The sequence below is a fragment of the Pseudogemmobacter hezensis genome (assembly GCF_013155295.1).
GTDB lineage: Bacteria > Pseudomonadota > Alphaproteobacteria > Rhodobacterales > Rhodobacteraceae > Pseudogemmobacter > Pseudogemmobacter hezensis.
This window is the reverse complement of the sequence record NZ_JABJXT010000018.1, coordinates 55,865-78,099: the sequence shown is the minus strand read 5'-3', so window position 1 is coordinate 78,099 and position 22,235 is coordinate 55,865. Positions and strand designations below refer to the sequence as shown.

Sequence of the window (22,235 nt, the reverse complement as noted above, 5' to 3'; positions counted from 1 at the left end):
CCCTCGAATGGGTCGACTGGTTCAACAACCGCCGCCTGCTTGAGCCGATCGGGAGCATCCCGCCAGCAGAGGCAGAAGCAAACTTCTACGCGGCTCTGGAAATTGAAGACATCGCCGCGTAACTAACCGTAATCAGCCTCCGGCAAACCCGGAGCGGTTCACCATTGCCCGAATCCGCCGCCCGCCGCAGGCTGCCCGCAGGAGGATTGACCATGGCGAGACGCGAGAAGCCCCCACGCGAGAAGGCCGCCCGCGCCCTGTGCGAGCTGGACGGCCACGCGCCTGAAACCCGGTTCGAGGGCGGACCAATGTGGGCCAGCTATCTGCCACAGGTGGATGCAGTGCTGCGGGCCGCGCTTGGGGCCGATGCCTGGCGGGCGATGGTTGATACGGAGGCCCCAGGGACATGATCGAGGTATCCGGCGCGTTTGAGCTGATCGCGTTTCACTGCCCGCCGCTGGCGATCATATTGCTGGTGGTCGCAAGGGCGGGCTTTGGGCTGTGAGCCGGGTCGCCCTGCTGGCCGCACGGCTCTCGCTCTCGGCCTGCGGGCCGCTGGACTATGTCAGCGGGAGGAATATGGGGTTCGGTCGCGCGGGGTGAGGCGGGCGTGACACGGGCAGGTTGCAGAATCGGATGGGGCTGTGTGATGTTTCCGCAAGGCAGACATTCTGCCTTGCGATTATTGCTGTTCTCGGATTTTTCTTGAGGAATTAATGGTCCAGACCGCGCGAGCAACTACATTTATTTCCCGAGCGGACTCTGGAAGATCTGAACCTCCCATGTGTCTCGCAGAGTTGGGTGGAGATCTGGTAGAGGTTTTCTTGAAGATCCCGGGGCTTCACCCTGATCTCTCTACAGCTTCGTTAATTTGCGAGCTTATGGCTGGTCAATTAGCCACAGATCTTGGCCTACCCTGCGCCACCCCATTAGTCGTTGATATTACATCAGAATTCGTGGAATCTCTAGATAGTGAGCCCGCCCTGCAAGACGCTTTTTTACTGGCGCCAAATGAGGCATACGGCAGCAAAAACCTAGGGCCCCAATGGAGGAGCTGGTCGAGAGGATCACGAACCCCTCTCATCAGCCTTCCACTTGTGACCGACATCTATGTCTTTGACACACTTATTGAAAACTCAGATCGCGGAGTGCGAAATCCGAATCTCCTCAAGAAAGGAGATGCACTGGCCATCATGGATCACGAGGAGGCGTTTTCAAATGGACGCAAACCGCTGGAGGCAAGGCGCAGGTCTCGCCTGCCGTGGCACATGGGAGGGGTCACCAACCACATTGATGGAGACTTGCAACATGTGCTATGGAAGAGGTTGAAACCGGGATCAGCAGTGGACTTCGCGGGCTCGCTGGCGAAATGGTCGGCTCTCCCGATGGATGCGTTCCTAACCTATGCCACACACGTTCCTGCCAGTTGGGGCCAAGGCGGTGCGCTTAACATTGCCGAGTATTTGGCCGAAGCTTGCCAAAATCTCGACGCATTCCAAGATGAACTAGAACGCGTGTTCGCAGGGTCATGATGAAGTATTCTTATGCCGTCCTGCAGTATCGGCACGAAATCTGGTCTGGGGAGGCCATGAACATTGGCGTCCTGGTGTTCTGCCGATCTGCTGCCTACCTAAAGCTGAAAACCCGCCGATCTGGCGGGAGGCTAAGCGCTGCGTATCCCAACCTTGACCGCCCCGCCCTCACGGAAGATCTCAATGACCTTAAGCACGGGTTTAAGAGTTTGTCCGGGAAGGTTTTCGAGCAAGGAACCTTGTTTTGCACCGAACTTCCAACGCTGGGCGCGGAAGGCGCGTCTGATCTCAAGTCGCTCGCTTACCACGTGCTTAAACATGACGCCTCCAGTTTTCGGTGGTCCACATTCGGAACCGGCGTAACTTCGGATATTCATGAGACGCACCAGATCCTGTTTGACCGCTTCGTTCTCAAAAATGAGCAGAAGCGGGACGAGGCGCGCAGGAGTGACGACGATGTGTTCGAATCGCTACAGCAGCAGCTACGTGATGTTGGCATCGCAGGCAAACTTCAGCCTCACGTAGTCTCCGCTCCATTGCTTGATGTAGAGTTCAAGCATTCGATAAAAAACGGTGTTTGGCACTGCGTTCAGCCACTATCCTTTGATCTGAAAACGCATGATGGCATGGTAGAGAAAGCCAACACTTGGACTGGAAACCTTTACCATCTCAGGGATCACCCTGACTTTAGGGCTTACTTCATTACCGGAAAGCCAAAAGAGTCTCCGCTGCTGCCTGCTTATAATAGGGCTCTAGCGATGCTCCGGAGCGCACCAACCACGCCAATTGTTGTAGAAGAAACAAACGCTGGAACATTGGTGGATTACTTGGTCGCCGCAGCACGACACTCAGCTGGACCACACTGAACCCCCAGCCCGCCCTCCCCGGCGGGCTTCTTCATGCTCAATCCGAGCCCCGCACCAGGCAACGATCTGCCGCCCACGGTTCACCCTTGAAAATCGGCATCAACCCGCGCTGCACACACGGCAAGATCGGCATGAAGTCGTCAGCCTGGTCGCGCCCGGCACTTCCAGCCTTTCGCTTACGGGGCAACATCGCCACCTTTCTCTCAGCCTTTTAACGCAGAGAGGATCTGACATGAAAAGCGAACTGATCACCCTCAAGGGCCTGATGATCACTGGCATGCTGCTGACGGCGACCGCAGCACTGGCTGCCTGCAAGGATGAAAGCGCACCAGCGCCAGGTGGCGCCACGGAAGGCACGGAAACGCCTGTGACGCCGCCTGCTACCCCTACCGAGTGAACTTCGCGCCAAGCCTCACCAAAGCCCCGCCATCGCGCGGGGCTTCTTCATGCGCCCTACCGCCAGCGCTTGCATAGCCCCTCGGCTATCAGGATCTCGCCCAGGTCCTGACCGCCCGAAAGCGCACAAACCCCAACCTCCCTATCATATGACCGGCGTCCATGCAGACGGCATGTCACCGTCTCACCACTGACAAGCTGCTTCATGCGGCGCGTGGCCCGCTCACCCTGACGCGTTCCGGATTCGGCGCAGTTGAGGTTTGCAATCCTGATCGGGATCAGCCCCACAACGATGGTGTCACCGTCCCGCACCCTGTTGACCTGATCGATAAGCTGGGCGGCAGGGGCGCTGGACTGCGGGGCGGTATATCTCCCGCTGCCGGTGATGCCGCCAATCGCGGCCATCCCGAAGATAGCCACCATCAACACGGCGCCAATGGATCTTGTGCCCCGCCGGATCTCGCCTTTGATCGTGCGACGGCGAGGGCGGTATGGTTGGTATCTGCGCGGGTATTTCATGCCGGGCTTGTATCGCCCCGACGGTGCGAGGGCCACCCAGACCAGCCCCGGCGCGGCGCCTTTTCATGCGCCCTGGCCGGTCACCGGCCTGAGCTGATCCACCCACCTTTCGCACCGATCCCAGGCTGCCTCGGTGGCGAAGCTGTCGTGCGCGCCGGAGGCTCGACTTGCCCCCGGCGCATGTCCATCATCGGGTCACCACAACCTTTTGATGATGGAGATTTGATTTGTCAGATCAGGACACCATTGCCGACCTCAAAGAGCGCATTGAAGCGCTGGAGCGCAACCGCGACGACGAGAGACAGCGTTTTGAGGCCCTTGCCCACTTCAGCTTTATCTTTTTTGAGAAGATCACCACCCACGGATCATCGGCAGCGCAGATCGAAGCCGCCTTAGACAAGCAGAACATAGACCGCGAGACAGCGGCCAACCCGCGATTTGCAGATATTGCCAACGCGTTCCGTGACTTCGTTCGCGAGAGGCTCACAAAGCGAAATTGAGAAAAATGCCACGCTTGTTCGCATCGGACAGCGCCTCGAGCAGCCCCTCCACAGTGAGGGGCTTTTTCATATCCGCTGCCTCGGCCCCGGCTACGAACGCCTTGCCCGCTTCGGTCATCTGGTTGTGCTGATCCAGATACCCGGCATCCCGCAACAGCAGCAGATGATACCCGAACGCCGGATCTGCCGCCTGCCGCGCCAGCTGCACCATCAACCCCATATCTCGACGCATCCCCTGCCCTCCTGCCCCTGTTTCCATACGGGTGATTCTGACAGGTCTCGGCCTGACCGGCAAGAAATGTCTCCATATGCGACATTTTACACTTGACCCTCATGTCGCCATTTGCGACATTATCTTCATCAGCAGCGCGACACATGAGCCGCTGCACCCGATGGAGCCCGCCGATGCAACACTACCTCGTCACCTTCGCATGGTCGCACCCGGTCACCGGCAAGCGGATGCCATTCCGCACGCTGGAGGCTGAGCCAGGCCATTCGCTGCGCGATGTGGTTGCGCTGATCGAAGAAGGCACGAAAGACGTGGGCGACCAGCACCCGAGCTATATCCGCGTGATCTGCGCTGACCTCGATCACGGCACCGCCCGCGATGTGACCGAGGACGCGCTGCACGAATACCACCGCGCGACCGGCGCTGCATGGGCTGCCAGCCCGATGAGCATCGCCGCTGAATAACAGAGGTCCGAAGCCTGTTCGGACTGCCTGAAACTGACCCCGGTTCCGTGACCGTCAGCAACCTGCATTTCGCGGGCCGGGGTCTTTTTTCTTCATGGAGGACTGAATGCCCTACTACGGAGACCTGCAAATCCACTCCGAGATGATCGGCCTCGATGCTCATGGCGATGAGCAGTGGGAAGCCTGGCTCGAATTTCACGACAGGGGCACCATTGGCCGCGGCGACACTGAGCTGAGCGCCGAGCGTGACCTGATCGACCGGCTGAACGCCGAGGGCGAAGAGTGGCGCGAGATGCAAATCGCCGCGATGGACGACAAGGCGCATGCGGCCCGCAGCCGGAGTATGGGCCTGTGAGCGCGGTTGCATCCCTCCCCGATGCGGTTCTCGACCGGGCGGCTGCCCGCGAGGTTCTGCGCTCGGAGCACGCGACCCGCGATCAGATCCTGATGGCCTGCGAAGTCCTGACGCAATCGACCTGCTGGATGGACCTGCGGCTCGCAAGCGAGATGCGCAATGCCGTCTGGGCTGGTCCTGGCGCTGAGCTGCGCCCGGAAGCGCAGAAGGTTGCTGCCCGGCTGGCGCAGCGCATGGCATCACCCGCGCCTCGCCGCGATATGGCGCACCATCTGGCGGCGCTGAAACCGTATCGCCGCCCGAGCCTGTTCTACCGCTGCGTTTGCGCTGTCGGGAATGCGGTCTGGATGCTGATCCGCCCTGCCTTTGCCATGAGGCCTGCGGGCTATGCACTCACCGGCGTCGCCCTGGCCGTCCTCGCCCATGTCGCACTGGCGGCACCGGGGAAAATCGCCCGGACCGGGCATGAATTTCACAAGATTGAGGAGATGCGCTGATGGCATCGATTGAGATCGACACTGCCAGGATCGGCCCGATTGATATCGGAGAAATCGCCTGCATTGATGGCTATCGAAAGCCCTCATGGCTGATTGCTAATCAAGGGCCACTCCGCCTCCTGATCGAGGCTGCGGACAAGACCGAGATCCACGCCGATCTGCCGAGGGGTTCCCCCGAAGATGGTATTGAGATTTTGCAGATGGCGTTTCAGGCGATCCAGTTTGGACGGCCCGGCGATGATGACGAGGAAACTCTGGCCGATCTTCGCGCGGTGTTGATGCGCCAGCGGAACCGGCAGACTGCTCGGAGGGTTGCGTAATGGCTGACGGTGGCTTCATCTCCCGCGCTCTGGCGGCTGGCATCCATCACATCGACGGTGACAGCTACCATCGCGACCCCTGCCCCCAGCCGAGCCCGTCCTCGACGCTGGCAAAGACCCTGCTCGCACAAACACCACTGCATGCCTGGACGGCCAGCCCAAAGCTGAACCCTGACTGGCAGCCGGTCGACAAAAAGACCTTCGACATCGGCCGGGCGGCCCACCGGGCTGTGCTTGGCGCGGGCGGTGACTATGTTGCCATCCCCGAGGGGATCCTCGCCAGCAATGGCGCGGCGAGCACGAAGGAGGCCAAGGCCTTCATCGAGGACGCACGCGCCTCCGGTCGCACGCCGCTCAAGGCCGCAGAGGTCGAGCAGATCCATGCCATGCGCGAAATCCTTCACGCACGCCTCAGGCTGCAAGGCGTCGATCTAGACCCCGCACGCTCAGAGCAGGTCGCCATCGCGCAAATCGGCGGCGTCTGGTGCCGGGCAATGCTTGACAATGTGCCGCTCGATGCGCGCCAGCCGATCTACGACTTCAAAACCTGCGAGAACGCCAATCCCGACGCATGCCTCAAGGCGGTGCTGAACTATGGCTATGACGTGCAGGCAGCGCATTACCGCGAAGTCTGGCGCGCAGCCACGGGCGAGGATCGGGCATTTCGCTTCATCTTCCAGGAGAAAGCCGCGCCACATGAGGTCTGCGTGGTCGAGCTGGGCCGCGAGACGCTGGAGCTGGCAGGTCGCAAAATCGCCCGCGCCCGCGAGATGTGGGGCCTGTGCCTGCGCGACGGTGTCTGGCCGGGCTATCCGGCGGGCGTCCATGTGGTCGAGCTGCCAGCCTGGGCTTTCGAGAAATGGTTCGAGCGCGAAACAGTCGAGACCGAACACAAGCGCCAGCACGGCGCTGACATTTTGGAAGCTGCAATGCGCTTCCTTTCCCCAAATGGCTTTCAAGGAGCTGCTGAATGAGCATCCGTTTTATCCCCGTCACCGAGATCAACGACCCGCTGACGCTTTCCATCGGGCTCTCGGGCGGCTCTGGCACCGGAAAGACCTATTCAGCGCTCCTGATGGCGCGCGGGATTGCCGAAGTCGTCACCGGCCGCAAGGGTGCCCCCATCGGATTTGTCGACACCGAGAACCGCCGCGCCCTGCACTACAAGCAAGATTTCCCCGAAATGGTTCACTTCGACATGCAGGCCGTTGACGATAAGGGGCAAATGGTCGGCTTCAACCCGGAACGCTGGATCGAGGTAATCGATGCCGCCGAGGCCGCCAAGCTGCCGGTGCTGGTGATCGACAGCTTCTCGCATGCCTGGGAAGGCGTCGGCGGTGTCCTCGATCTGCATGCGACCACTCTGGACCGCCTCACGCGCGGCGACGACAGCAAGAAGGACGCCCGGTCGCAGCTTGCATGGGCCGAGGTCAAGCCCCGCTATCGCCGCCTGATCGACCGGATCGTGCGCGCGAAATGCCACCTGATCATCTGCACCCGCGCTAAGCCGGTAATGCAATCGCGCGGCGAGAATGCCCGCGCCACCAAAACCCGGATGAAGAACGTGCCCTGGGATCCGGCAAGCGACGGCGATCTGATGTTTGAAATGACCACAATGGTCATTCTTGACCCAAGCGCCAAGGGGTGCCCTGTCCACCAGGTCAAGGTAGCGGACCAGTTCAAGGCCCTGCTCGACCCTCGCCAGCCCATGAATGAACGCACCGGGCGCGAAATGGCTCGATGGGCCATGGGTCAGGGCGAGGGTCGCGATCAGAAGAAAACCCTGGACGAAGTGCGTGATGAAGCCCGGCGCGGCTCAGAAGCCATGCGCGCCTGGTGGAAGTCGGCAAGCGAAGCCGGCCGCAAGGTGGCCAGCACCATCCTGCCTGAGCTGCAAGAGATGGCCGCACAAGCCGACGAGCAGGCCAAACAGTCGGTGAGCGATGATCCTTTTGCCAGCCTGACGCCCGCCACGGATGATGGCCCGACACCCGAGCAGATCGCCGCCCAGGAGGCTGCTTTCGCGGAGCTTGAGCGTCAGCGTCAAGGTGAGGCAGCCTGATGCGTGTCTCAGCAAAAGACCAGTTCGAGAAAATCGTTGATGCGGCCCATCGGTCAGTTCCGGGCGGCAAGTTCAATCGTGCCGACCTTAGAGGCCTTCATCGCCGCGCGGACAGCCTCTGCCTTGATCCCGTGGTGCGGGATGATGTGCTGGCAGAACGGCCCCGGCATCGCGCGACCAACATTGGCGAATAACGCGCTGATGCGCGAGACAAAGGAGAGAGACGTGAGCATCGAAGCCTGGAAGAAAGCAAAACAGAACACCGCCGAAGCCGAGGCTTACCTCGGACTGATCGGCAAGACCACGACCCAGAGCACTGTTGCATCGCGGGAAGGCGCAGGCGCAACCGCTGGCTCGCTGACCAAATTCGAAATTACTACCCAAATCCACTTCCAGCCCTATGACGGGGCGACCAACTATCACAACTGCAAAGCATTCGACTCCGCCTTGTCGGAGGTGGTGCGCAAGAAATGGACCGCGATCGCGACGAGGCCATGGCGCTGCTGCGCGAGAGGGAAGCCGTGGCCGGCGCTGCCGCAGAAGGCAGCCTTGAGGCGATCCTTGCCGATATTCGCAGCAAGCAGCCCGCCACCCCGGAGGCCCCCAATGACCGCGCGTGATGGAGGGGCGCTGACACGGCGCGTCTATATGATGGATGGTGCCACGCTTGCGGCTATCGAAATATTCCGCCAGCGGCGCGGTCTTGCCAGCGAGGTTGCCGCCGTCCGCGATCTAATCGAGCTGGGCACAGCGCACACGGAGACTGTTGGCGATCTGCTGAACCGATACGAGATCACCCGCAATCCGATCATCTTTTACGGCCATCCGAAGGTTGCGAGCATCCAACAGAAAGAAGGCCGTCTTTCGTCGGTCACCATGCGGAACGGGGCGCACTTTGGTATAGACCTGAGCGGCAGAGCCATCCACATCGCCGCCCGCACAGAGGGAGGCGCAGACAATGGGTGATCTGACCACTAACACCGAGGAAGCCTACTATCACTGCGAGCAGTGCGGAAAGCCGCTTTTCCCGGGCGACAAGGTGCAACTCGACAGCGAGGGCATCGCATTCTGCGAAGAGCATGCCGCCACCCTGAGCGACCTGATCGCTTATTGGGAACCCGACCTTGCCGAGGATGAGGAAAATGCGGGCTGGCCCGAGTTCTTCGACGACCCGGAGGAGGTGCGCGCGAAAATCGAAGAATGGAAAGCCCGCCTCGCTGCCGGGGGCGATGTGAAACTATTGCAGGAGGTATGACGCATGACCACTGACACCGATACGCTGGTGGCGAGGCTCGTGACGCAGCCGCCGTGCCAGGCGCATAACCTTGAGGCAGCCGACCGCATCAAGGCGCTGGAGACCCAGCTTTCCGACTGGAAGGCATCGCAGCACTACCGATACATTGGCGCAGACGGGAAACCTGTGCTGGCCCGAGAGCTTGAGGCTCGCATCATCACCCTGGAGAGCCAGCTCGAAGCTGCGCTGGATATCGTCCAGGGCATCGAAATCATGACGGCCACAGGCGAAGGCCTCACGCCCGAGGAAACCGCTGCCCTACACTGGCTGGCAGCCGCTGGCCGCGCCGATCCGCCTATCACCATGCCCGCGCTGTTTTCTGAGCTGGTGAAGGCGCAGGAGGCTATCGTGCGGATCACGCTTGAGCGCGACGAGGCCCGGGCGGGAGAGGATGAACTGGCGGAGAAGGCACGCGCGATGATCCTTGCGCTGACCATTGACGACGAAGAGGGCCTGGTTCTTTTCGTCGAGCCGGTCGCGGACCTGAACGCCGCCCTCGCCTCTCACGACAAACGGAAGGAGGGGCGGACATGACCATGCCAGTCGCACCAATCGAATTTCGCAGCCTGCCGAAGGCTCAGCAATTCAGCTTTGAGCGGGTGGTGGAAAAGGTCGTGGCGTCCTGCGTCATAAAGGGCCTGGGCAAGGATCTGCTTTTGCAGGTCTACCTCGCTGGCCTCTATCACGGGTCACAATCGGCAGCCGGATGGCCCGCCGCGCAAGAGAAAGGGGGCGGATGATGGGGAAGCATGCAGCAATAAGCTACCAGCCCCGATTGATGGGGGCGAGCGAAGCAGCCGCATATATGGGCATCAGCGAGACGAAGCTGCGGGCACTCAGTATCCCGCGCAGACTCATGGATGGCAGGCGGCTCTTTGATCGTATCGACCTCGACCGATACGCATCAGACCTCCCCTATGAAGACGATAAACCAGGAGAAAACACATGCGACGCGGCCTTCGACTGACTGGCATCAAGTCTGTGGTCAAGAAGAACGGCCAGCGGTATCTTTATCGCCGGGTTGGCGGCAGCCTTATCCCATTGCCAAACCTTCCTGAGAATCACCCAGAATTCATCGCGGCCTATGTTGAGGCCGGGAAGGTGGCCCCGAAGGGCCGCGCAACAGAGGGCAGTATTGCCGCACTCTGCGCGGTTTATCTCGCATCTTATGAATATCGAAGAATGGCCGAAAGCACGCGGGCAGTTTGGCGCAGAACCCTCAGCAAGATCAGTGAGCAGCGCGGGACTGGCCTGGTAAAGGATCTAAGACCAGATCACCTTCGCAAGGACATTCGCGCCCTCACACCCGGCGCAGCCTCAAATCGAATAAAAGCGTGGCGGTCGATCCTTAAGTTCGCAGTTGAAGAAAGCTGGATAACCTCCGACCCCTCAACAGGAATTCGTGCATCCAGAGGCGAGGTGACGCCTCATCGGCAATGGTCAGAGGATGAGATTTCCAGGTTTCGAAGCCACTGGATGAAAGGAACGCCGGAACGTCTTGCTTTCGAAGTGATTTTCTGGACCGGGGCACGCTGCGTGGATGCAGTCGCTTTGGGGTGGCAAAAGGTCGATCCAGGTGGCTGGCTCAGCTACGTTCAGGCCAAAACAAAAGGCCCGGCCACCTGCCCGATTCGTACCCTGCCATTATGGGCAGCAAGCATGACCCAGGATCATTCGCATTTGCTGGATGTGCTGCCGTCAGACCGAATGCTTTGGATCGTCATCAGCACCGGCCGTGCTCGCAGCGTGAAAGGGTTGTCGCAATGGATGAGCGCGATAGCATCTGAGGCCGGACTGCCCGACGACTGCACGGCTCACGGCTTGAGAAAAGCCCGCGCTGCAGCCCTTGCCATTGCGGGCGCTACAGCGTCTCAGATCGGCGCGTGGACCGGACACAGCAGCCTTAGCGAGATAGCGCATTACACGAAACAAGCGGATCAGAAGGGGATTCTCGGGGCGAAGCGAGAACAGCAGAGTGGAAACCGGATCCGAAAGTTTCCAAATCAGCCCGAATAATTGAGCAAAAACAAGGACTGATAAGGGAAGTGGCGCACCCGACAGGATTCGAACCTGTGACCTCTGCCTTCGGAGGGCAGCACTCTATCCAGCTGAGCTACGGGTGCAGCGTCTTTGGTCCTCATAACCGCTCAGGCGCGGCGCTGCAAGGCTTCTGGCGCGACCTTACGCAAAGAGTTCGTGACAGAACTCCAGCCCCTCGATCAGCGCATCCACCTCGGACAGGGTGTTATACAGCCCGAACGAGGCGCGGCAGGTCGCACCCACCCCGAAATGATCCAGCAGCGGCATCGCGCAATGCGTCCCTGCCCTGACCGCAATCCCCTTCTTGTCGAGAATCGTCGAGATGTCATGCGGATGCGCGCCCCCTTGCAGCGTGAAGCTGAAGATCGCGCCCTTGTCCGGCGCCTGCCCCTGGACGTTCAGCCAGTTCAGCCCATCCAGCCGGGTCCGCGCATAGTCACGCAGCGCCCGCTCATGCGCGGCAATGTTTTCCATCCCAAGACCGGAGAGATAATCCAGCGCCACGCCAAGCCCGATCTGATTGACGATGCCGGGCGTTCCCGCCTCAAAGCGCATCGGCGGATCGGCCCAAGTCACGCTGTCGCGGTGAACCTCGCGGATCATATCGCCGCCGCCGAGGAAGGGGCGCATCTCGGCCATCCGCGCCTTCGAGATGAAGATCGCGCCTGACCCCGAGGGGCCGTAAAGCTTATGCCCGGTGATCGCGTAGAAATCGCAACCCATCGCCGTCAGATCGACCGGCATATGCACCGAGGCCTGGCTGCCATCGACCATCACAGGCACGCCGCGCGCGTGGGCGGCGGCGCAGATCTTTGCCACATCGACCACGGTTCCGGTCACATTCGACATATGGCTGACCGCAATCAGCCGCGTCTTTGGCCCGATTGCGTCGATCACCGCCTGGGGATCAAGGACGCCATTCGCATCCACCCCGACCCATTTCAGCACCACGCCCTGACGCTCGCGCAGGAAATGCCAGGGGACGATATTGGCGTGATGCTCCATCACGGAAAGCACGATCTCATCGCCCGCCTGCAGGCGCGGTGCGGCCCAGGCGTAAGAGATCAGATTGATCCCCTCGGTCGCACCAGAGGTGAAGACGATCTCTTCCTCTGAGGGCGCGTTCAGGAAGCGGGCGATCTTGCCGCGCACCGCCTCATAGGCCTCGGTCGCGTGGTTCGACAGATAATGCAAGCCACGGTGAACATTGGCATATTCCATAGAATAGGCCTGGGTGATCGCATCAATAACCACCTGCGGCTTTTGCGCCGAGGCGCCATTGTCCAGATAGACCAGCGGGCGGTCATTCACCTTGCGCGAAAGGATCGGGAAATCGGCGCGGATCTTTTCGACATCATATGACATTGAGCAAAGCCTCTCTGGGAATAAGCGCGACCAGCAAAACCGAAAGGATCATGACCACCAGGAAGAACCCCAGGATCACCCCAAGCAGGGTTTTTGCAACCGATTGGAAACCATGCATTTCTGCAATGAAACTGGACAAAAGCACCAAAAGCAGCAGCACGAGGGCCGGCCCTGCGATACCCGGCAGCGGCAGCCCGGCAAAAAGCGCCAGCACCAGCACCAGCTGGGTGATCAGCATGACGAAATCAAGCCAGGCGATGACCAGCACGCCATCCTTCAAAGAGCCGGTGCCGCCAAACCGCTTGCCCCCCGCCCAGATCAGCACCGCCCCCAGCAAAGAGCTGCCGAACTGCATCGCAACCGAGACCAGCGGCGCCTCAAGCAGCCAGCCGAACAGCGAGGTATCCGAGCCGGTGATCATCAGCGTGGCGAGGCCGCTGATCAAAGCACCGCAAACCGTTACCAGCAGCAGCGCCAGCGTCTCGGCCCCAGGGCCACGCTGCAGCGACAAGACGCGGCGCATGGCGGCGCGCGGGGCGGTGAAGGTCAGCAAAAACGTATCGGTCAGCCAGGAGATCATTGCATCGCCTCGCGCAGCAGCCGGACCCAAAGCCAGATGAAAAGCGCGGCGATCAAAAGGCCAACCACCGTCAGCGGCATGCCCGGACCTTTGAACCCGGCCAAAAGCCCCTGGAACAGCATCAGCGGCCCGGTGCAAAGCAGCGCCCAGAACAGTGAGATCCGGGCCGCATAGGGCCCGATCCGCCCGCCTGCCAGCCGGATCACCAGCGCCGAAAGCGCGGCGACAGCGTAGAAAATCAGCGGCAATACGAAGAGATAGACGAAGAAGTTGATCCCCAGCAGCGCCTGGATCCCCGGCACCTGATCAAGCGGAGTGCCTGCCGCCCGCGCCGCCTCTTGTGCCAGAAAGGCCTCACGCGACAGGCGCGGCCATTGCGCCACGAAAAGCAGCAGGCAGGCCGAGAAAAGCACGATCAGCGCCTTTTCCTCTCGCGGGCCTTCGGCCAGCTTTTCGCGCATCACAGTGCCGGGCCGGCGCCAGGTGCGAAAAATATCGGTGGTGATCGACATTCGTTAACTCTGCCCCGCCTCTTGCTTTTTCGGGTCGTTTCCGTCGTGCGGGTCTCGCAGCCTGTCGTTTTGCGGCGTTTGCCGCAGTTTCATCCGGCCCCTTATCACAGGGCCGGACAAGATGATGAACCGCTCAGTCGGTCAGGCCGTGCAGCCAGTCTTCCAGACGCGCCTGGACCTCGGCGGCGATTGCCTCATCCTCGATCTCTTCCAGCACGCCCGCAAGGAAAGCCAGCACCAAAAGCGCCTGGGCCCGGCGTTTCGGCACACCGCGCGATTGCAGATAGAAAAGCGCCGTCTCGTCAATCGCGCCCGAGGTCGAGCCGTGGCTGCATTTCACGTCATCGGCGTAGATTTCCAGCTCTGGCTTGGCCAGGAACTGCGCATCCTCATCGAGCAAAAGCGACTGGCTCATCTGATAGCCATCGGTCTTTTGTGCGCCCTGTTTCACCAGGATCTTGCCCTGGAAAACCCCGGTCGCGCCGTTCTTCAGCACTTTGCGGTAAACCTGACGGCTTTCGCAGCGCTCGGACGCGTGGGTGATGAAGATGGTGTCGTCCTGCAGGAAATCCTTGCCATCGCCCATGACAGTGCCCGCGACATGCGCCACGGAATCATCGCCGGTGATCTCAAGGATCGCCTCATTGCGGGTCAGACGGCCGCCCGCGGTCAGGGTAAAGCTTTTGAACAGCGCATTGTCGGCGATATGGGCGAAGATATGGGTGACGCCGCGCCGCTCGGCATCGGGGCCTTGCGTGCGAATATGGTGGAATTTCGCACCCGAGGCGACATCGACCTCAAGCACGGTGTTAAACCGCGCCCCCGGCGTGCCGCTTTCCAGAAGGGTCAGCTCTGCCCCCGCCTCAAGCTTGACAAGGTAATGCAGGATCACGTCGGAACTGGCTGATTTCTGGTTGTAAATCACCGAGACCGGCTTTGCCGCTTTGCCCGTCACCCGGATCAGCAGCCCCTCACGCGCATAGGCGGTGTTCAGCGTGGCAAGCGGACGTTCGACCGGATTTTGGCCGCGCGCCTCCAGCTGACCATAAAGCCCCTGCGCCCAGTGGATATCGGCATCGGCCTGCGAAAGCAGCTCGATCCCGGCGGCTGCCAGATCATCCGAGGCGCCCGCATCAAAGACACCATCGGTAAAGACCACCTTCACCGCATCCAGCGCCGCAAAGGATGGCGCAAGATCCGGGGCCGCGCCCGAAACCTCGGGTTTTGTCAGCGAGGACGGGTCGGTATAGCGCCAGTATTCATCGCGCCGGACCGGCAGACCCTGGGCCGCCAGACGCTCGGCTGCGGTGGCGCGGGCGTTTGCGGCCCAGCCTTTCGCATCCAGCGACAGGCCCGCGATACGCGCCGCCAGCGCGTCCTGTTTCACCTGCGGCAGGGCCATTACTGCACCCCGTCCAAGAGATCGGCATAGCCGTTGTTTTCCACCTCAAGCGCCAGCTCTGGCCCGCCGGTTTTGATGATGCGGCCATTGGCCATGATATGAACCACGTCCGGTTTGATATGGTCGAGCAGGCGCTGGTAGTGGGTGATCACCAGGAACGACCGCCCTTCCGAGCGCAGCGCATTTACGCCCTCGGACACCAGCTTCATCGCATCGACGTCAAGACCGGAATCGGTCTCATCCAGGATGCACATCTTCGGCTCCAGCATCGCCATCTGCAGGATTTCGTTGCGCTTTTTCTCACCGCCCGAGAAGCCCACATTGACCGGACGCTTCAGCATATCGGCGTCGATCTTCAGCGTTTTCGCCTTTTCGCGCACAACTTTGAGGAAGTCGCCCGCCGACAGCTCTTCCTCGCCACGCGCCTTGCGCTGTGCATTCACCGCCGTGCGCAGGAAGGTCATATTGCCAACGCCAGGGATCTCGACCGGGTATTGGAAGGCCAGGAACAGGCCAGCGGCGGCGCGCTCTTCGGGCTCCATTTCCAGCAGTTCTTCATCGTCCAGCGTGGCCGAGCCATCGGTGACCTCATAGCCCTCACGGCCCGCCAGCACATAAGACAGCGTCGACTTGCCCGAGCCATTCGGCCCCATGATCGCATGCACTTCGCCTGCGCCGATTTTCAGATCGACGCCTTTGAGGATGACTTTATCCTCTTCCTCAAGTTTCACGTGCAGGTTCTTGATCTCAAGCATTTTTCTCTCCTCAGACCGGTTGCAGCAGCGCCCGCGTATAGGCACGCAGCCGGTCCGGCGTCAGTTGAACAGGTTCCAGATCGAAACGCGCCATGCGCCCGATCATTTCAGTTGGCCGCGCGATCTCTTCAGCCTTGTGATAGGCCTCGCGGCGGCGATAGTCGTCGAAGAAAACCGTGACCGGACGGGTGATCCGGTAAGCCACGGTCATAAAACAGCCCAGCCGGAAGCGGCCGTCGATCAGCACCACATCCGGATGAGAAAAGCGCGGCAAGTCCCAGACTTTCAACGCATATTCCGGCCAGCGGATAAAGGCGCTTTCGTCTTTGGGATAGCCCCAGGCTTTGGTATCTCCGATCCAGGCCTGGTGGATATGCACATCGGCGGGATGGGCCTCGAACCAGTCCAGCATCATCTGCGCCCAGTTGCGATCAGATTCGACCGACCAGACCTGACACCCCGCCTCTGCCGCGACCAGGGTAGAGCCGCCAGAGCCATATTCCAGCACCACCTGCGCATCCGCGCAAGCGTCAGCCCAGACCGCTGCCGCTTCTGGCGGCAGGGTCAGTTCCGGGCGCTGGAGGGCCGTCTCAGCCAAACCGCACCGCCGTGCCCGAAGCCGAGACCATCAGCATATTGTTGATGACCTCATAATCCAGATCAACACCGACGACGGCATCCGCCCCGAGCGCATGGGCCGCGGCCTCCATCTCGGCCAGAGCGGTGCGCCGGGCATTGCCCAGCTCACGCTCATAGGCGGCCGAGCGCCCGCCAACGATGTCGCGGATACCTGCGAACAGATCCTTGAAGATATTCGCGCCAAGAATGGCTTCGCCCGTGACGATGCCCAGATACTGACGTGCGGGCCGCCCTTCGACGGTGGGTGTGGTGGTGACAATAATCGCCATATCAGCCCACCGACCCTTCCAGCGAGATCGCCACCAGGCTTTGCGCCTCCATTGCGAACTCCATCGGCAGGGCCTGCAGCACTTCCTTGCAGAAGCCATTCACCACCAGGGCGACCGCCTCTTCCTCATCCATCCCGCGCGAACGGCAGTAGAACAGCTGATCCTCGTCCACCTTCGAGGTCGTCGCCTCATGCTCGCAGCGCGAGGAATTGTTGCGCACCTCAATATAGGGCACGGTATGGGCGCCGCACTGATCGCCGATCAGCAGGCTGTCACATTGGGTGTAATTCCTCGACCCGGTGGCCTTGGGGTGCACCGAGACCTGGCCGCGATAGGTGTTCTGCGCCTTGCCGGCCGAGATCCCCTTGGACACGATCCGCGACTTCGAGTTCTTGCCAAGATGGATCATCTTGGTGCCGGTATCGGCCTGCTGGAAGTTGTTGGCGATGGCGATCGAGTAGAACTCGCCCTGGCTGTCATTGCCGCGCAGGATGCAGGACGGGTATTTCCAGGTGATCGCCGAGCCGGTTTCCACCTGGGTCCACATCACTTTCGCCCGGTCGCCCCGGCAATCGGCGCGTTTGGTCACGAAATTATAGATGCCGCCCTTGCCCTCGTCATCGCCGGGGAACCAATTCTGCACGGTCGAATATTTGACCTCGGCGTCTTCCAGAATGACAATTTCGACCACCGCCGCATGCAGCTGGATGGTGTCGCGCTTCGGCGCGGTGCAGCCCTCAAGGTAGCTGACATAGGATCCCTTATCGGCGATGATCAGGGTCCGTTCAAACTGCCCGGTGTTTTCGGCGTTGATGCGGAAATAGGTCGACAGCTCCATCGGGCAGCGCACGCCCTCGGGAATATAGACGAACGATCCATCGGAAAAGACCGCCGAATTCAGCGTCGCAAAGAAGTTGTCCGACTGCGGCACGACCGAGCCGAGGTATTTCTTCACCAGCTCGGGATATTCGCGCACCGCTTCCGAGATCGAACAGAAGATCACGCCCGCTTTCTTCAGCTCTTCCTTAAAGGTGGTCCCCACCGAAACGGAATCGAATACGGCATCGACAGCCACCTTGCGCTCGCCTTCCGGCGCCTCGACCCCCGCCAGCAAAGCCTGTTCTTTCAGCGGGATCCCCAGCTTCGCATAGGTCGCCAAGAGCTTCGGATCCACCTCATCCAGCGACTTCGGCTTTTCCGCCATGCTCTTCGGGCGCGCATAGTAATACTGATCCTGATAGTCGATCTCAGGATAGTTCAGCATCGCCCAACGCGGTTCTTTCATCTCCAGCCAGCGATGGTAAGCCTTCAGACGCCAGTCCAGCATCCATTCCGGCTCGCCGTTCTTCTCGCTGATCAGGCGGACGATATCCTCATTCAGGCCTTTGGGCGCATATTCGGTCGGGATCTCGGTTTCCCAGCCGTATTTATACTTCCCGGCCATGGCCTGGACGGTTTCAATCGTCTCGCGGTCCACGCCCTCGCGGATATTGTCCTCGGCCACATGGGTATTCATTTCGGTCACTCCATCCTCACGCAGCCCGGCGTCACGCCGCACGGGCACGGGCTTTTCCATATGCTCTGGTCCACGCCTCCGCGAACCGCAGCACCATTTCCTCACTGACGCCAGGACCGATCGAAATGCGAAGCATCTGCCCCGCCTGATCGCCATAGCCCATCGCGCCAAGCACTTTTGATCCCCGCACCTTGCCCGATGAACAGGCAGACCCGGCCGAGACCGCAAAACCGACAAGATCCATGGCCATGACCTGGGTCTCACCCTTCCAGCCCGGCGCGATCACACAAAGCGTGTTCGGCAGCCGCGCCAGATCTTTCGAGACCGAGATAATCCCCTCAGCCCCCGCAAACAATGCTGATTCCAGAATATCCCTTATCCGGGCAACTTCATCCCAGACGCCATCCGCCAGATCCCGCGCCGCAGCCTTTGCCGCCGCCGCCATCCCGGCGATACCGATCAGATTTTCCGTCCCCGAGCGCCGCCCCATCTCCTGGCCGCCGCCTTTCAGCTGCGCGCATACATCAAGGCCCCGCTTCAGCAAAAGCGCCCCGATCCCCCGCGGCCCGCCGAATTTATGGGCCGAAACCAGCCCCATATCACAGCCAAGCCAGTTGAAGGCGACCGGCAACTTCCCCATCCCCTGCGTCAGATCAGAGACCGCCAGCCCCTCGGGCAGATCCTGCAAAATCCCGGTCTCGGGATTGGCCAGCTGCAAAACACTCCGCCCCGGATCACTCACCGCCACCCGGCCATCACGCCCGACGCCCAGGCTTTCCTCACACCAGGCAGAGACCGCCGAATGCTCAACCGCCGCACAAACCAGCCCCCGCCCCGCCAGGGCCAGCGCCGAGGCCTCGGTCGTCCCCGAGGTGAACACCAGGTCCGCGCCATCCGCTCCAAAAGCCGAAGAAATCTCCTCACGAGACCGCTCCATCAGCGCCTTTGCGGCCCGCCCCTCGCTATGCACCGATGACGGATTTCCAACCACATCCATCGCGGCAATCATCGCCGCCCGCGCCTCAACCCGCAAAGGCGCTGTCGCATTCCAGTCCAGATAAAGCCGTGCGCTCACCAAGTCACTCACACCCCGCCCCTTTCATCTGTCCCCAAATATCCTCGGGGGGAGCCGGGCGCACAGCGTCCGGCGCGGGGGGCAGACAGCCCCCCGGCAAGATCAGCCACTGAGCGCATCGAAATCATTCCTCATCCACCACCCGGAACAGGTTCGGCACCGCCGGGCATGGCGTCATATCATTGCCGATCACATCCGACAGCCGCGTCTGATGCAAAAACACATAGACATTCGCGGAAAGGCTCTGCCACAGCCGATTGGTCAAAGACTGCGCCCGCGTCCCCGAGGATCCGCCAGTCGCCCCGGCGCCGGTATGCATCGCATCAACCGTTTCCTCAACGGCCTGCAAAACCTCACTGACCCGGATCGAATCCGGCGAGCGCGCCAGCCGATAGCCACCGCCCGGCCCCCGCACCGCATCCACCAGCCCCGCGCGGCGCAGCTTCACGAAAAGCTGCTCCAGATAGGGCAGCGAGATATCCTGGCGTTTCGAGATCTCGGCCAGCGCCACCAGTTCCTCGGCCTCGCCCGCAGCCGCGCCCGCTTTTTGCGCGGCACGCCGGGCCTTTGCCTCGCTCATCGCCAGATCGGCCAGCGCCACCATCGCATAGCGGCCCTTTGTCGAAAGTTTCATCCTGCTCTCCCCAAGGGCCGGCCTCTCCAAAGACTGGCCTCTCCAAAGACTGACCGAAGCCGCCTGCAAATATTCCGTCGCCTTCTGCGCCGCGATCAGGCGCTCGCCCGGGTGCCGCCCGCAGATCCGCCCACACATCCATTGACGTATAGGTCTGCGGCCATTACCTGAGTTGCGATCCGGGGGGCAAGCCTTGCCCCCTTTAGAACTGTTCTAAATTACCCGGGCGTTTCCGTCAAGTTTCGATCCCGGACAAATCAGGCGAGAGCATATGCCCGAAGTTATCTTTGCCGGTCCCGATGGTCGTCTTGAAGGGCGCTACCATGCCCAGAAAGAGCGCGACGCCCCGATCGCCATCGTCCTTCATCCCCATCCCGCCTATGGCGGCACGATGAACAACAAGGTTACCTATAACCTTCACTACGCCTTCTACAACCTGGGCTTTAACGTGCTGCGGTTCAATTTCCGCGGTGTGGGCCGCAGCCAGGGCGAATATGATCAGGGCATCGGCGAGCTGTCGGATGCCGCCTCGGCGCTGGATTACCTGCAGTCGATGAACCAGAACGCCAAGCATTGCTGGGTCGCGGGCTTTTCCTTCGGGGCCTGGATCGGCATGCAGCTGCTGATGCGCCGGCCAGAGATCACCGGCTTCATCTCGGTCGCGCCGCCGGCAAATCTTTACGATTTCACCTTCCTCGCGCCCTGCCCCTCTTCGGGGCTGATCATCAACGGCACCAATGACAAGGTGGCGCCGCCCAAAGACACCCGCAGCCTGGTGTCAAAACTGCATGAGCAAAAGGGCATCACCATCACCCATACCGAGGTTGAGGGTGCCGATCACTTCTTCAAGGATGAAGAGGCGCATATGCAGCCGATGATCGGAACGGTGTCTGACTATGTCAAACGCCGCATGACCGAAAGCACGCGCTGATGTCGGCTTTCATTCAGGATCTGGCCGACAGGCTGGCCAAAGATGTGCTAGACGCTCAGACAGAGCTGAAGGATGAGCGCTTCTATGACCAGGTTGGCCGGGTTCTGATGGCGGCCTCGCCGACGCTGCAGGAATATTTCATGACCTCGATCCGCATTCGCCTGGCCGAGGCGCGGGGGCGTGCATTCCTCGAGCAGGCGCTGAAGGCGAAACGCGAAGGGGGCGCCGCCCCCGACGCGCCCAAAGACCTCAGCCTCGGCAGCGGTCACTGAAAAAACTGCGGCTGCCCCTCTTGCAGGTGGCCGCAGATCGCGGACCGGGCCAGGCCAGCAGCGGGCCAACCGTCGGGACAGCATCGGCGCAATATCGGGCCAAGATCGTGCGCCCGCCCTCCTCGGCTGGCTGAGCCATGCTTTCGTGCCGGGGTGCGGGGCCTCAAAGCAGCTGACGCAAAGCTACCGATCTGTTTTGCGGGCCGTGCCGATGCCCACCATCACCGCCCGCCTGCAAGCCGTCATGCGGGCCGATATGCGGCCATTGCTTTCAGAGCTGAAACTGCCGCTGGCCTGTATTCCCGCAGCCCGAGACCGCCTGATCAGCCCATAAATATCATATCATATCAAAGGCATATCCCAAATGCTGCCCCCGCTTGATGCACCGCATTTCGCGCTGCAAATGCGCCCGGCAGAGGCCGCAGACCAAATCACCGCCTGGCTGGCCAGATCTGGCCTGATCGGGATGCCCACATCTTAGCCCCCTTTCGCAGGCGCGCCCTTCCCCGGTAAAACGGCGCAGACGCCCCAAAGCCGCCAGGATCCCCGATGACCGGACATGCAACCCAAACCGCGCAACCCGCATCCGACAGCACAGCGGACACCACAGCTGACTCCACGGGCCGCCTGACGGCCCAATTCACCTTTCTCAACGAGGCGGATCGGCTGAAGAGCGTCTTGCGGGCCTCGCCGCTTTGTGACGGCTCGCGGCGAGAAAACTCGGGCGAGCATTCCTGGCATCTGGCGCTTTACGCCATGGTTCTGGCCGATCAGGCCCCCGCTGGGGTCTCTATTGACCGGGTGATCCGCATGCTGTTGATCCATGACCTGGTCGAGATCGACACCGGCGATGTGCCGATCCATTCCGCAAATGGCGCGGCCCATGCCAGCGCCGAGACCATCGCCGCCGAAAGCGCCGCCGCTAATCGCATCTTTGGCCTGCTGCCCGCCGATCAGGCCCAGGCCTTCCGCGCGCTTTGGGATGAGTTCGAGGTGGCAGAAACCCCGGATGCGATCTTTGCCAAATCGCTGGACCGGGTGCAGCCGGTGCTGGCCAATCTGCAGTCAGGCGGCGGCACCTGGGGCAGCTATAATGTGACATGGGAGCAGCTGACCACCCGCGTCGGCCAGAAGATCGCCCGCGGCGCGCCGCGCATCTGGGACTGGGTCGCCGCCCGCGCCCGGCCCTGGTTCGATCAGAACCGCTGAGC

General features: G+C 61.3%; 32 protein-coding genes and 1 tRNA gene. 20 read left to right on the top strand and 13 right to left on the bottom strand.

Going from position 1 to position 22,235, the window contains the following annotated elements; all coding sequences use genetic code 11:
• Positions 1–212: 212 nt before the first annotated feature.
• The 4 genes from HOY34_RS17275 to HOY34_RS17260 all read left to right on the top strand — a co-directional run bounded on the left by HOY34_RS17275 (position 213) and on the right by HOY34_RS17260 (position 2,795).
• Positions 213–410 (top strand): hypothetical protein, encoded by a 198-nt coding sequence (locus HOY34_RS17275; protein WP_172365119.1) that lies wholly within the window; start codon positions 213–215, stop codon positions 408–410.
• Between the two features lie 306 nt (positions 411–716).
• A complete protein-coding gene (locus HOY34_RS22485; RefSeq protein WP_366926977.1) occupies positions 717–1,532 on the top strand; it encodes a HipA family kinase in 816 nt (271 codons plus the stop codon).
• Complete coding sequence (locus HOY34_RS17265; RefSeq protein ID WP_366926976.1) at positions 1,529–2,398, top strand: DUF3037 domain-containing protein; 870 nt, start codon at positions 1,529–1,531, stop codon at positions 2,396–2,398. The genes HOY34_RS22485 and HOY34_RS17265 overlap by 4 nt, the downstream gene beginning before the upstream one ends.
• A gap of 232 nt (positions 2,399–2,630) precedes the next feature.
• Complete coding sequence (locus HOY34_RS17260) at positions 2,631–2,795, top strand: hypothetical protein (protein WP_172365113.1); 165 nt, start codon at positions 2,631–2,633, stop codon at positions 2,793–2,795.
• A gap of 56 nt (positions 2,796–2,851) precedes the next feature.
• On the opposite strand, the gene HOY34_RS17255 is transcribed toward HOY34_RS17260, so the two are convergent.
• The gene (locus tag HOY34_RS17255) at positions 2,852–3,217 is read right to left on the bottom strand and encodes a thermonuclease family protein (protein WP_172365111.1); all 366 of its coding nucleotides are present in this window, start codon (positions 3,215–3,217) and stop codon (positions 2,852–2,854) included.
• A gap of 323 nt (positions 3,218–3,540) precedes the next feature.
• Here HOY34_RS17255 and HOY34_RS17250 point away from each other — a divergent pair, with 323 nt between their 5' ends.
• Positions 3,541–3,813 (top strand): hypothetical protein, encoded by a 273-nt coding sequence (locus HOY34_RS17250; protein WP_172365109.1) that lies wholly within the window; start codon positions 3,541–3,543, stop codon positions 3,811–3,813.
• On the opposite strand, the gene HOY34_RS17245 is transcribed toward HOY34_RS17250, so the two are convergent.
• A complete protein-coding gene (locus tag HOY34_RS17245) occupies positions 3,797–4,045 on the bottom strand; it encodes a hypothetical protein (protein WP_172365107.1) in 249 nt (82 codons plus the stop codon). The genes HOY34_RS17250 and HOY34_RS17245 overlap by 17 nt on opposite strands.
• A gap of 173 nt (positions 4,046–4,218) precedes the next feature.
• Between HOY34_RS17245 and HOY34_RS17240 the strand changes: the two genes are divergently transcribed.
• From HOY34_RS17240 to HOY34_RS17190, 11 genes are all read left to right on the top strand, one after another.
• Positions 4,219–4,506 carry a hypothetical protein gene (locus HOY34_RS17240; RefSeq protein WP_172365105.1) on the top strand — a complete coding sequence of 96 codons (288 nt, stop codon included), beginning with the start codon at positions 4,219–4,221 and terminating at the stop codon, positions 4,504–4,506.
• A gap of 106 nt (positions 4,507–4,612) precedes the next feature.
• Entirely contained in the window at positions 4,613–4,861 is a 249-nt protein-coding gene (locus tag HOY34_RS17235) for a hypothetical protein (protein WP_172365103.1), read from the top strand.
• Positions 4,858–5,358 (top strand): hypothetical protein, encoded by a 501-nt coding sequence (locus tag HOY34_RS17230; protein WP_172365101.1) that lies wholly within the window; start codon positions 4,858–4,860, stop codon positions 5,356–5,358. The genes HOY34_RS17235 and HOY34_RS17230 overlap by 4 nt, the downstream gene beginning before the upstream one ends.
• Positions 5,358–5,678, top strand: coding sequence for a hypothetical protein (locus tag HOY34_RS17225; RefSeq protein WP_172365099.1), 321 nt, complete (start codon positions 5,358–5,360; stop codon positions 5,676–5,678). Before HOY34_RS17230 ends, HOY34_RS17225 begins: the two co-directional genes overlap by 1 nt.
• The gene (locus tag HOY34_RS17220) at positions 5,678–6,652 is read left to right on the top strand and encodes a PD-(D/E)XK nuclease-like domain-containing protein (protein ID WP_172365097.1); all 975 of its coding nucleotides are present in this window, start codon (positions 5,678–5,680) and stop codon (positions 6,650–6,652) included. Before HOY34_RS17225 ends, HOY34_RS17220 begins: the two co-directional genes overlap by 1 nt.
• Positions 6,649–7,740, top strand: a complete 1,092-nt coding sequence (locus HOY34_RS17215) for an AAA family ATPase (RefSeq protein WP_172365095.1) — start codon at positions 6,649–6,651, stop codon at positions 7,738–7,740. Before HOY34_RS17220 ends, HOY34_RS17215 begins: the two co-directional genes overlap by 4 nt.
• A gap of 39 nt (positions 7,741–7,779) precedes the next feature.
• A complete protein-coding gene (locus HOY34_RS17210) occupies positions 7,780–8,706 on the top strand; it encodes a hypothetical protein (RefSeq protein ID WP_172365093.1) in 927 nt (308 codons plus the stop codon).
• A complete protein-coding gene (locus HOY34_RS17205) occupies positions 8,699–8,995 on the top strand; it encodes a hypothetical protein (RefSeq protein WP_172365091.1) in 297 nt (98 codons plus the stop codon). The genes HOY34_RS17210 and HOY34_RS17205 overlap by 8 nt, the downstream gene beginning before the upstream one ends.
• A gap of 3 nt (positions 8,996–8,998) precedes the next feature.
• Positions 8,999–9,568 (top strand): hypothetical protein, encoded by a 570-nt coding sequence (locus HOY34_RS17200; protein ID WP_172365089.1) that lies wholly within the window; start codon positions 8,999–9,001, stop codon positions 9,566–9,568.
• Positions 9,565–9,774, top strand: a complete 210-nt coding sequence (locus HOY34_RS17195) for a hypothetical protein (protein ID WP_172365087.1) — start codon at positions 9,565–9,567, stop codon at positions 9,772–9,774. Before HOY34_RS17200 ends, HOY34_RS17195 begins: the two co-directional genes overlap by 4 nt.
• A gap of 205 nt (positions 9,775–9,979) precedes the next feature.
• Positions 9,980–11,050 (top strand): tyrosine-type recombinase/integrase, encoded by a 1,071-nt coding sequence (locus tag HOY34_RS17190; RefSeq protein ID WP_172365085.1) that lies wholly within the window; start codon positions 9,980–9,982, stop codon positions 11,048–11,050.
• 30 nt (positions 11,051–11,080) lie between these two features.
• On the opposite strand, the gene HOY34_RS17185 is transcribed toward HOY34_RS17190, so the two are convergent.
• The 11 genes from HOY34_RS17185 to iscR form a co-directional block, all read right to left on the bottom strand.
• A tRNA-Arg gene (locus tag HOY34_RS17185) sits at positions 11,081–11,157 on the bottom strand.
• 58 nt (positions 11,158–11,215) lie between these two features.
• A complete protein-coding gene (locus HOY34_RS17180; RefSeq protein ID WP_172365083.1) occupies positions 11,216–12,439 on the bottom strand; it encodes a cysteine desulfurase in 1,224 nt (407 codons plus the stop codon).
• On the bottom strand, positions 12,429–13,019 hold the full coding sequence (locus HOY34_RS17175; protein ID WP_172365081.1) for a YIP1 family protein: 591 nt from the start codon (positions 13,017–13,019) through the stop codon (positions 12,429–12,431). The genes HOY34_RS17180 and HOY34_RS17175 overlap by 11 nt, the downstream gene beginning before the upstream one ends.
• On the bottom strand, positions 13,016–13,531 hold the full coding sequence (locus tag HOY34_RS17170; RefSeq protein ID WP_172365079.1) for a YIP1 family protein: 516 nt from the start codon (positions 13,529–13,531) through the stop codon (positions 13,016–13,018). Before HOY34_RS17170 ends, HOY34_RS17175 begins: the two co-directional genes overlap by 4 nt.
• A gap of 133 nt (positions 13,532–13,664) precedes the next feature.
• Positions 13,665–14,933 carry a SufB/SufD family protein gene (locus tag HOY34_RS17165; RefSeq protein ID WP_172365077.1) on the bottom strand — a complete coding sequence of 423 codons (1,269 nt, stop codon included), beginning with the start codon at positions 14,931–14,933 and terminating at the stop codon, positions 13,665–13,667.
• Entirely contained in the window at positions 14,933–15,688 is a 756-nt protein-coding gene (gene sufC / locus HOY34_RS17160; RefSeq protein WP_172365075.1) for a Fe-S cluster assembly ATPase SufC, read from the bottom strand. The genes HOY34_RS17165 and sufC overlap by 1 nt, the downstream gene beginning before the upstream one ends.
• A 10-nt stretch (positions 15,689–15,698) precedes the next feature.
• Positions 15,699–16,286, bottom strand: coding sequence for a hypothetical protein (locus HOY34_RS17155; protein WP_172365073.1), 588 nt, complete (start codon positions 16,284–16,286; stop codon positions 15,699–15,701).
• Positions 16,279–16,590, bottom strand: a complete 312-nt coding sequence (locus tag HOY34_RS17150; RefSeq protein WP_172365142.1) for a heavy metal-binding domain-containing protein — start codon at positions 16,588–16,590, stop codon at positions 16,279–16,281. Before HOY34_RS17150 ends, HOY34_RS17155 begins: the two co-directional genes overlap by 8 nt.
• Positions 16,591–16,597: 7 nt before the next feature.
• Positions 16,598–18,112: a Fe-S cluster assembly protein SufB gene (gene sufB, locus HOY34_RS17145; RefSeq protein WP_172365140.1), complete on the bottom strand. Its 1,515-nt coding sequence runs from the start codon at positions 18,110–18,112 to the stop codon at positions 16,598–16,600.
• A 31-nt stretch (positions 18,113–18,143) separates the two neighbouring features.
• On the bottom strand, positions 18,144–19,187 hold the full coding sequence (locus tag HOY34_RS17140) for a cysteine desulfurase family protein (RefSeq protein WP_172365138.1): 1,044 nt from the start codon (positions 19,185–19,187) through the stop codon (positions 18,144–18,146).
• 124 nt (positions 19,188–19,311) lie between these two features.
• Positions 19,312–19,821, bottom strand: coding sequence for a Fe-S cluster assembly transcriptional regulator IscR (gene iscR / locus HOY34_RS17135; protein WP_172365071.1), 510 nt, complete (start codon positions 19,819–19,821; stop codon positions 19,312–19,314).
• Positions 19,822–20,092: 271 nt separating this feature from the next.
• Here iscR and HOY34_RS17130 point away from each other — a divergent pair, with 271 nt between their 5' ends.
• The 4 genes from HOY34_RS17130 (at position 20,093) to HOY34_RS17120 (ending at position 22,233) form a co-directional block, all read left to right on the top strand.
• The gene (locus HOY34_RS17130) at positions 20,093–20,752 is read left to right on the top strand and encodes an alpha/beta hydrolase (RefSeq protein ID WP_172365069.1); all 660 of its coding nucleotides are present in this window, start codon (positions 20,093–20,095) and stop codon (positions 20,750–20,752) included.
• Entirely contained in the window at positions 20,752–21,024 is a 273-nt protein-coding gene (locus HOY34_RS17125) for a hypothetical protein (protein ID WP_172365067.1), read from the top strand. Before HOY34_RS17130 ends, HOY34_RS17125 begins: the two co-directional genes overlap by 1 nt.
• Before the next feature lie 211 nt (positions 21,025–21,235).
• Entirely contained in the window at positions 21,236–21,358 is a 123-nt protein-coding gene (locus tag HOY34_RS22345) for a hypothetical protein (protein ID WP_301538910.1), read from the top strand.
• A 215-nt stretch (positions 21,359–21,573) separates the two neighbouring features.
• Entirely contained in the window at positions 21,574–22,233 is a 660-nt protein-coding gene (locus tag HOY34_RS17120) for an HD domain-containing protein (RefSeq protein WP_172365065.1), read from the top strand.
• The last annotated feature ends 2 nt before the right edge of the window (positions 22,234–22,235 follow it).

Excerpts from the sequence above, each read along its gene's own strand:
- HOY34_RS17190 (WP_172365085.1), top strand. The coding sequence starts at position 9,980 with ATGCGACGCGGCCTTCGACTGACTGGCATCAAGTCTGTGGTCAAGAAG.
- HOY34_RS17215 (WP_172365095.1), top strand. The coding sequence starts at position 6,649 with ATGAGCATCCGTTTTATCCCCGTCACCGAGATCAACGACCCGCTGACG.
- HOY34_RS17200 (WP_172365089.1), top strand. The coding sequence starts at position 8,999 with ATGACCACTGACACCGATACGCTGGTGGCGAGGCTCGTGACGCAGCCG.
- HOY34_RS17260 (WP_172365113.1), top strand. The coding sequence starts at position 2,631 with ATGAAAAGCGAACTGATCACCCTCAAGGGCCTGATGATCACTGGCATG.
- sufB (WP_172365140.1), bottom strand. The coding sequence starts at position 18,112 with ATGAATACCCATGTGGCCGAGGACAATATCCGCGAGGGCGTGGACCGC.
- HOY34_RS17210 (WP_172365093.1), top strand. The coding sequence starts at position 7,780 with ATGCGGCCCATCGGTCAGTTCCGGGCGGCAAGTTCAATCGTGCCGACC.
- HOY34_RS17165 (WP_172365077.1), bottom strand. The coding sequence starts at position 14,933 with ATGGCCCTGCCGCAGGTGAAACAGGACGCGCTGGCGGCGCGTATCGCG.
- HOY34_RS17225 (WP_172365099.1), top strand. The coding sequence starts at position 5,358 with ATGGCATCGATTGAGATCGACACTGCCAGGATCGGCCCGATTGATATC.
- iscR (WP_172365071.1), bottom strand. The coding sequence starts at position 19,821 with ATGAAACTTTCGACAAAGGGCCGCTATGCGATGGTGGCGCTGGCCGAT.
- HOY34_RS17120 (WP_172365065.1), top strand. The coding sequence starts at position 21,574 with ATGACCGGACATGCAACCCAAACCGCGCAACCCGCATCCGACAGCACA.
- HOY34_RS17275 (WP_172365119.1), top strand. The coding sequence starts at position 213 with ATGGCGAGACGCGAGAAGCCCCCACGCGAGAAGGCCGCCCGCGCCCTG.
- HOY34_RS17130 (WP_172365069.1), top strand. The coding sequence starts at position 20,093 with ATGCCCGAAGTTATCTTTGCCGGTCCCGATGGTCGTCTTGAAGGGCGC.
- HOY34_RS17205 (WP_172365091.1), top strand. The coding sequence starts at position 8,699 with ATGGGTGATCTGACCACTAACACCGAGGAAGCCTACTATCACTGCGAG.
- HOY34_RS17125 (WP_172365067.1), top strand. The coding sequence starts at position 20,752 with ATGTCGGCTTTCATTCAGGATCTGGCCGACAGGCTGGCCAAAGATGTG.
- HOY34_RS17220 (WP_172365097.1), top strand. The coding sequence starts at position 5,678 with ATGGCTGACGGTGGCTTCATCTCCCGCGCTCTGGCGGCTGGCATCCAT.
- HOY34_RS17240 (WP_172365105.1), top strand. The coding sequence starts at position 4,219 with ATGCAACACTACCTCGTCACCTTCGCATGGTCGCACCCGGTCACCGGC.
- HOY34_RS17180 (WP_172365083.1), bottom strand. The coding sequence starts at position 12,439 with ATGTCATATGATGTCGAAAAGATCCGCGCCGATTTCCCGATCCTTTCG.
- HOY34_RS17170 (WP_172365079.1), bottom strand. The coding sequence starts at position 13,531 with ATGTCGATCACCACCGATATTTTTCGCACCTGGCGCCGGCCCGGCACT.
- HOY34_RS17245 (WP_172365107.1), bottom strand. The coding sequence starts at position 4,045 with ATGCGTCGAGATATGGGGTTGATGGTGCAGCTGGCGCGGCAGGCGGCA.
- HOY34_RS17265 (WP_366926976.1), top strand. The coding sequence starts at position 1,529 with ATGATGAAGTATTCTTATGCCGTCCTGCAGTATCGGCACGAAATCTGG.
- HOY34_RS17195 (WP_172365087.1), top strand. The coding sequence starts at position 9,565 with ATGACCATGCCAGTCGCACCAATCGAATTTCGCAGCCTGCCGAAGGCT.
- HOY34_RS17235 (WP_172365103.1), top strand. The coding sequence starts at position 4,613 with ATGCCCTACTACGGAGACCTGCAAATCCACTCCGAGATGATCGGCCTC.
- HOY34_RS22345 (WP_301538910.1), top strand. The coding sequence starts at position 21,236 with ATGCCCACCATCACCGCCCGCCTGCAAGCCGTCATGCGGGCCGATATG.
- HOY34_RS17255 (WP_172365111.1), bottom strand. The coding sequence starts at position 3,217 with ATGGTGGCTATCTTCGGGATGGCCGCGATTGGCGGCATCACCGGCAGC.
- sufC (WP_172365075.1), bottom strand. The coding sequence starts at position 15,688 with ATGCTTGAGATCAAGAACCTGCACGTGAAACTTGAGGAAGAGGATAAA.
- HOY34_RS17175 (WP_172365081.1), bottom strand. The coding sequence starts at position 13,019 with ATGATCTCCTGGCTGACCGATACGTTTTTGCTGACCTTCACCGCCCCG.
- HOY34_RS22485 (WP_366926977.1), top strand. The coding sequence starts at position 717 with ATGGTCCAGACCGCGCGAGCAACTACATTTATTTCCCGAGCGGACTCT.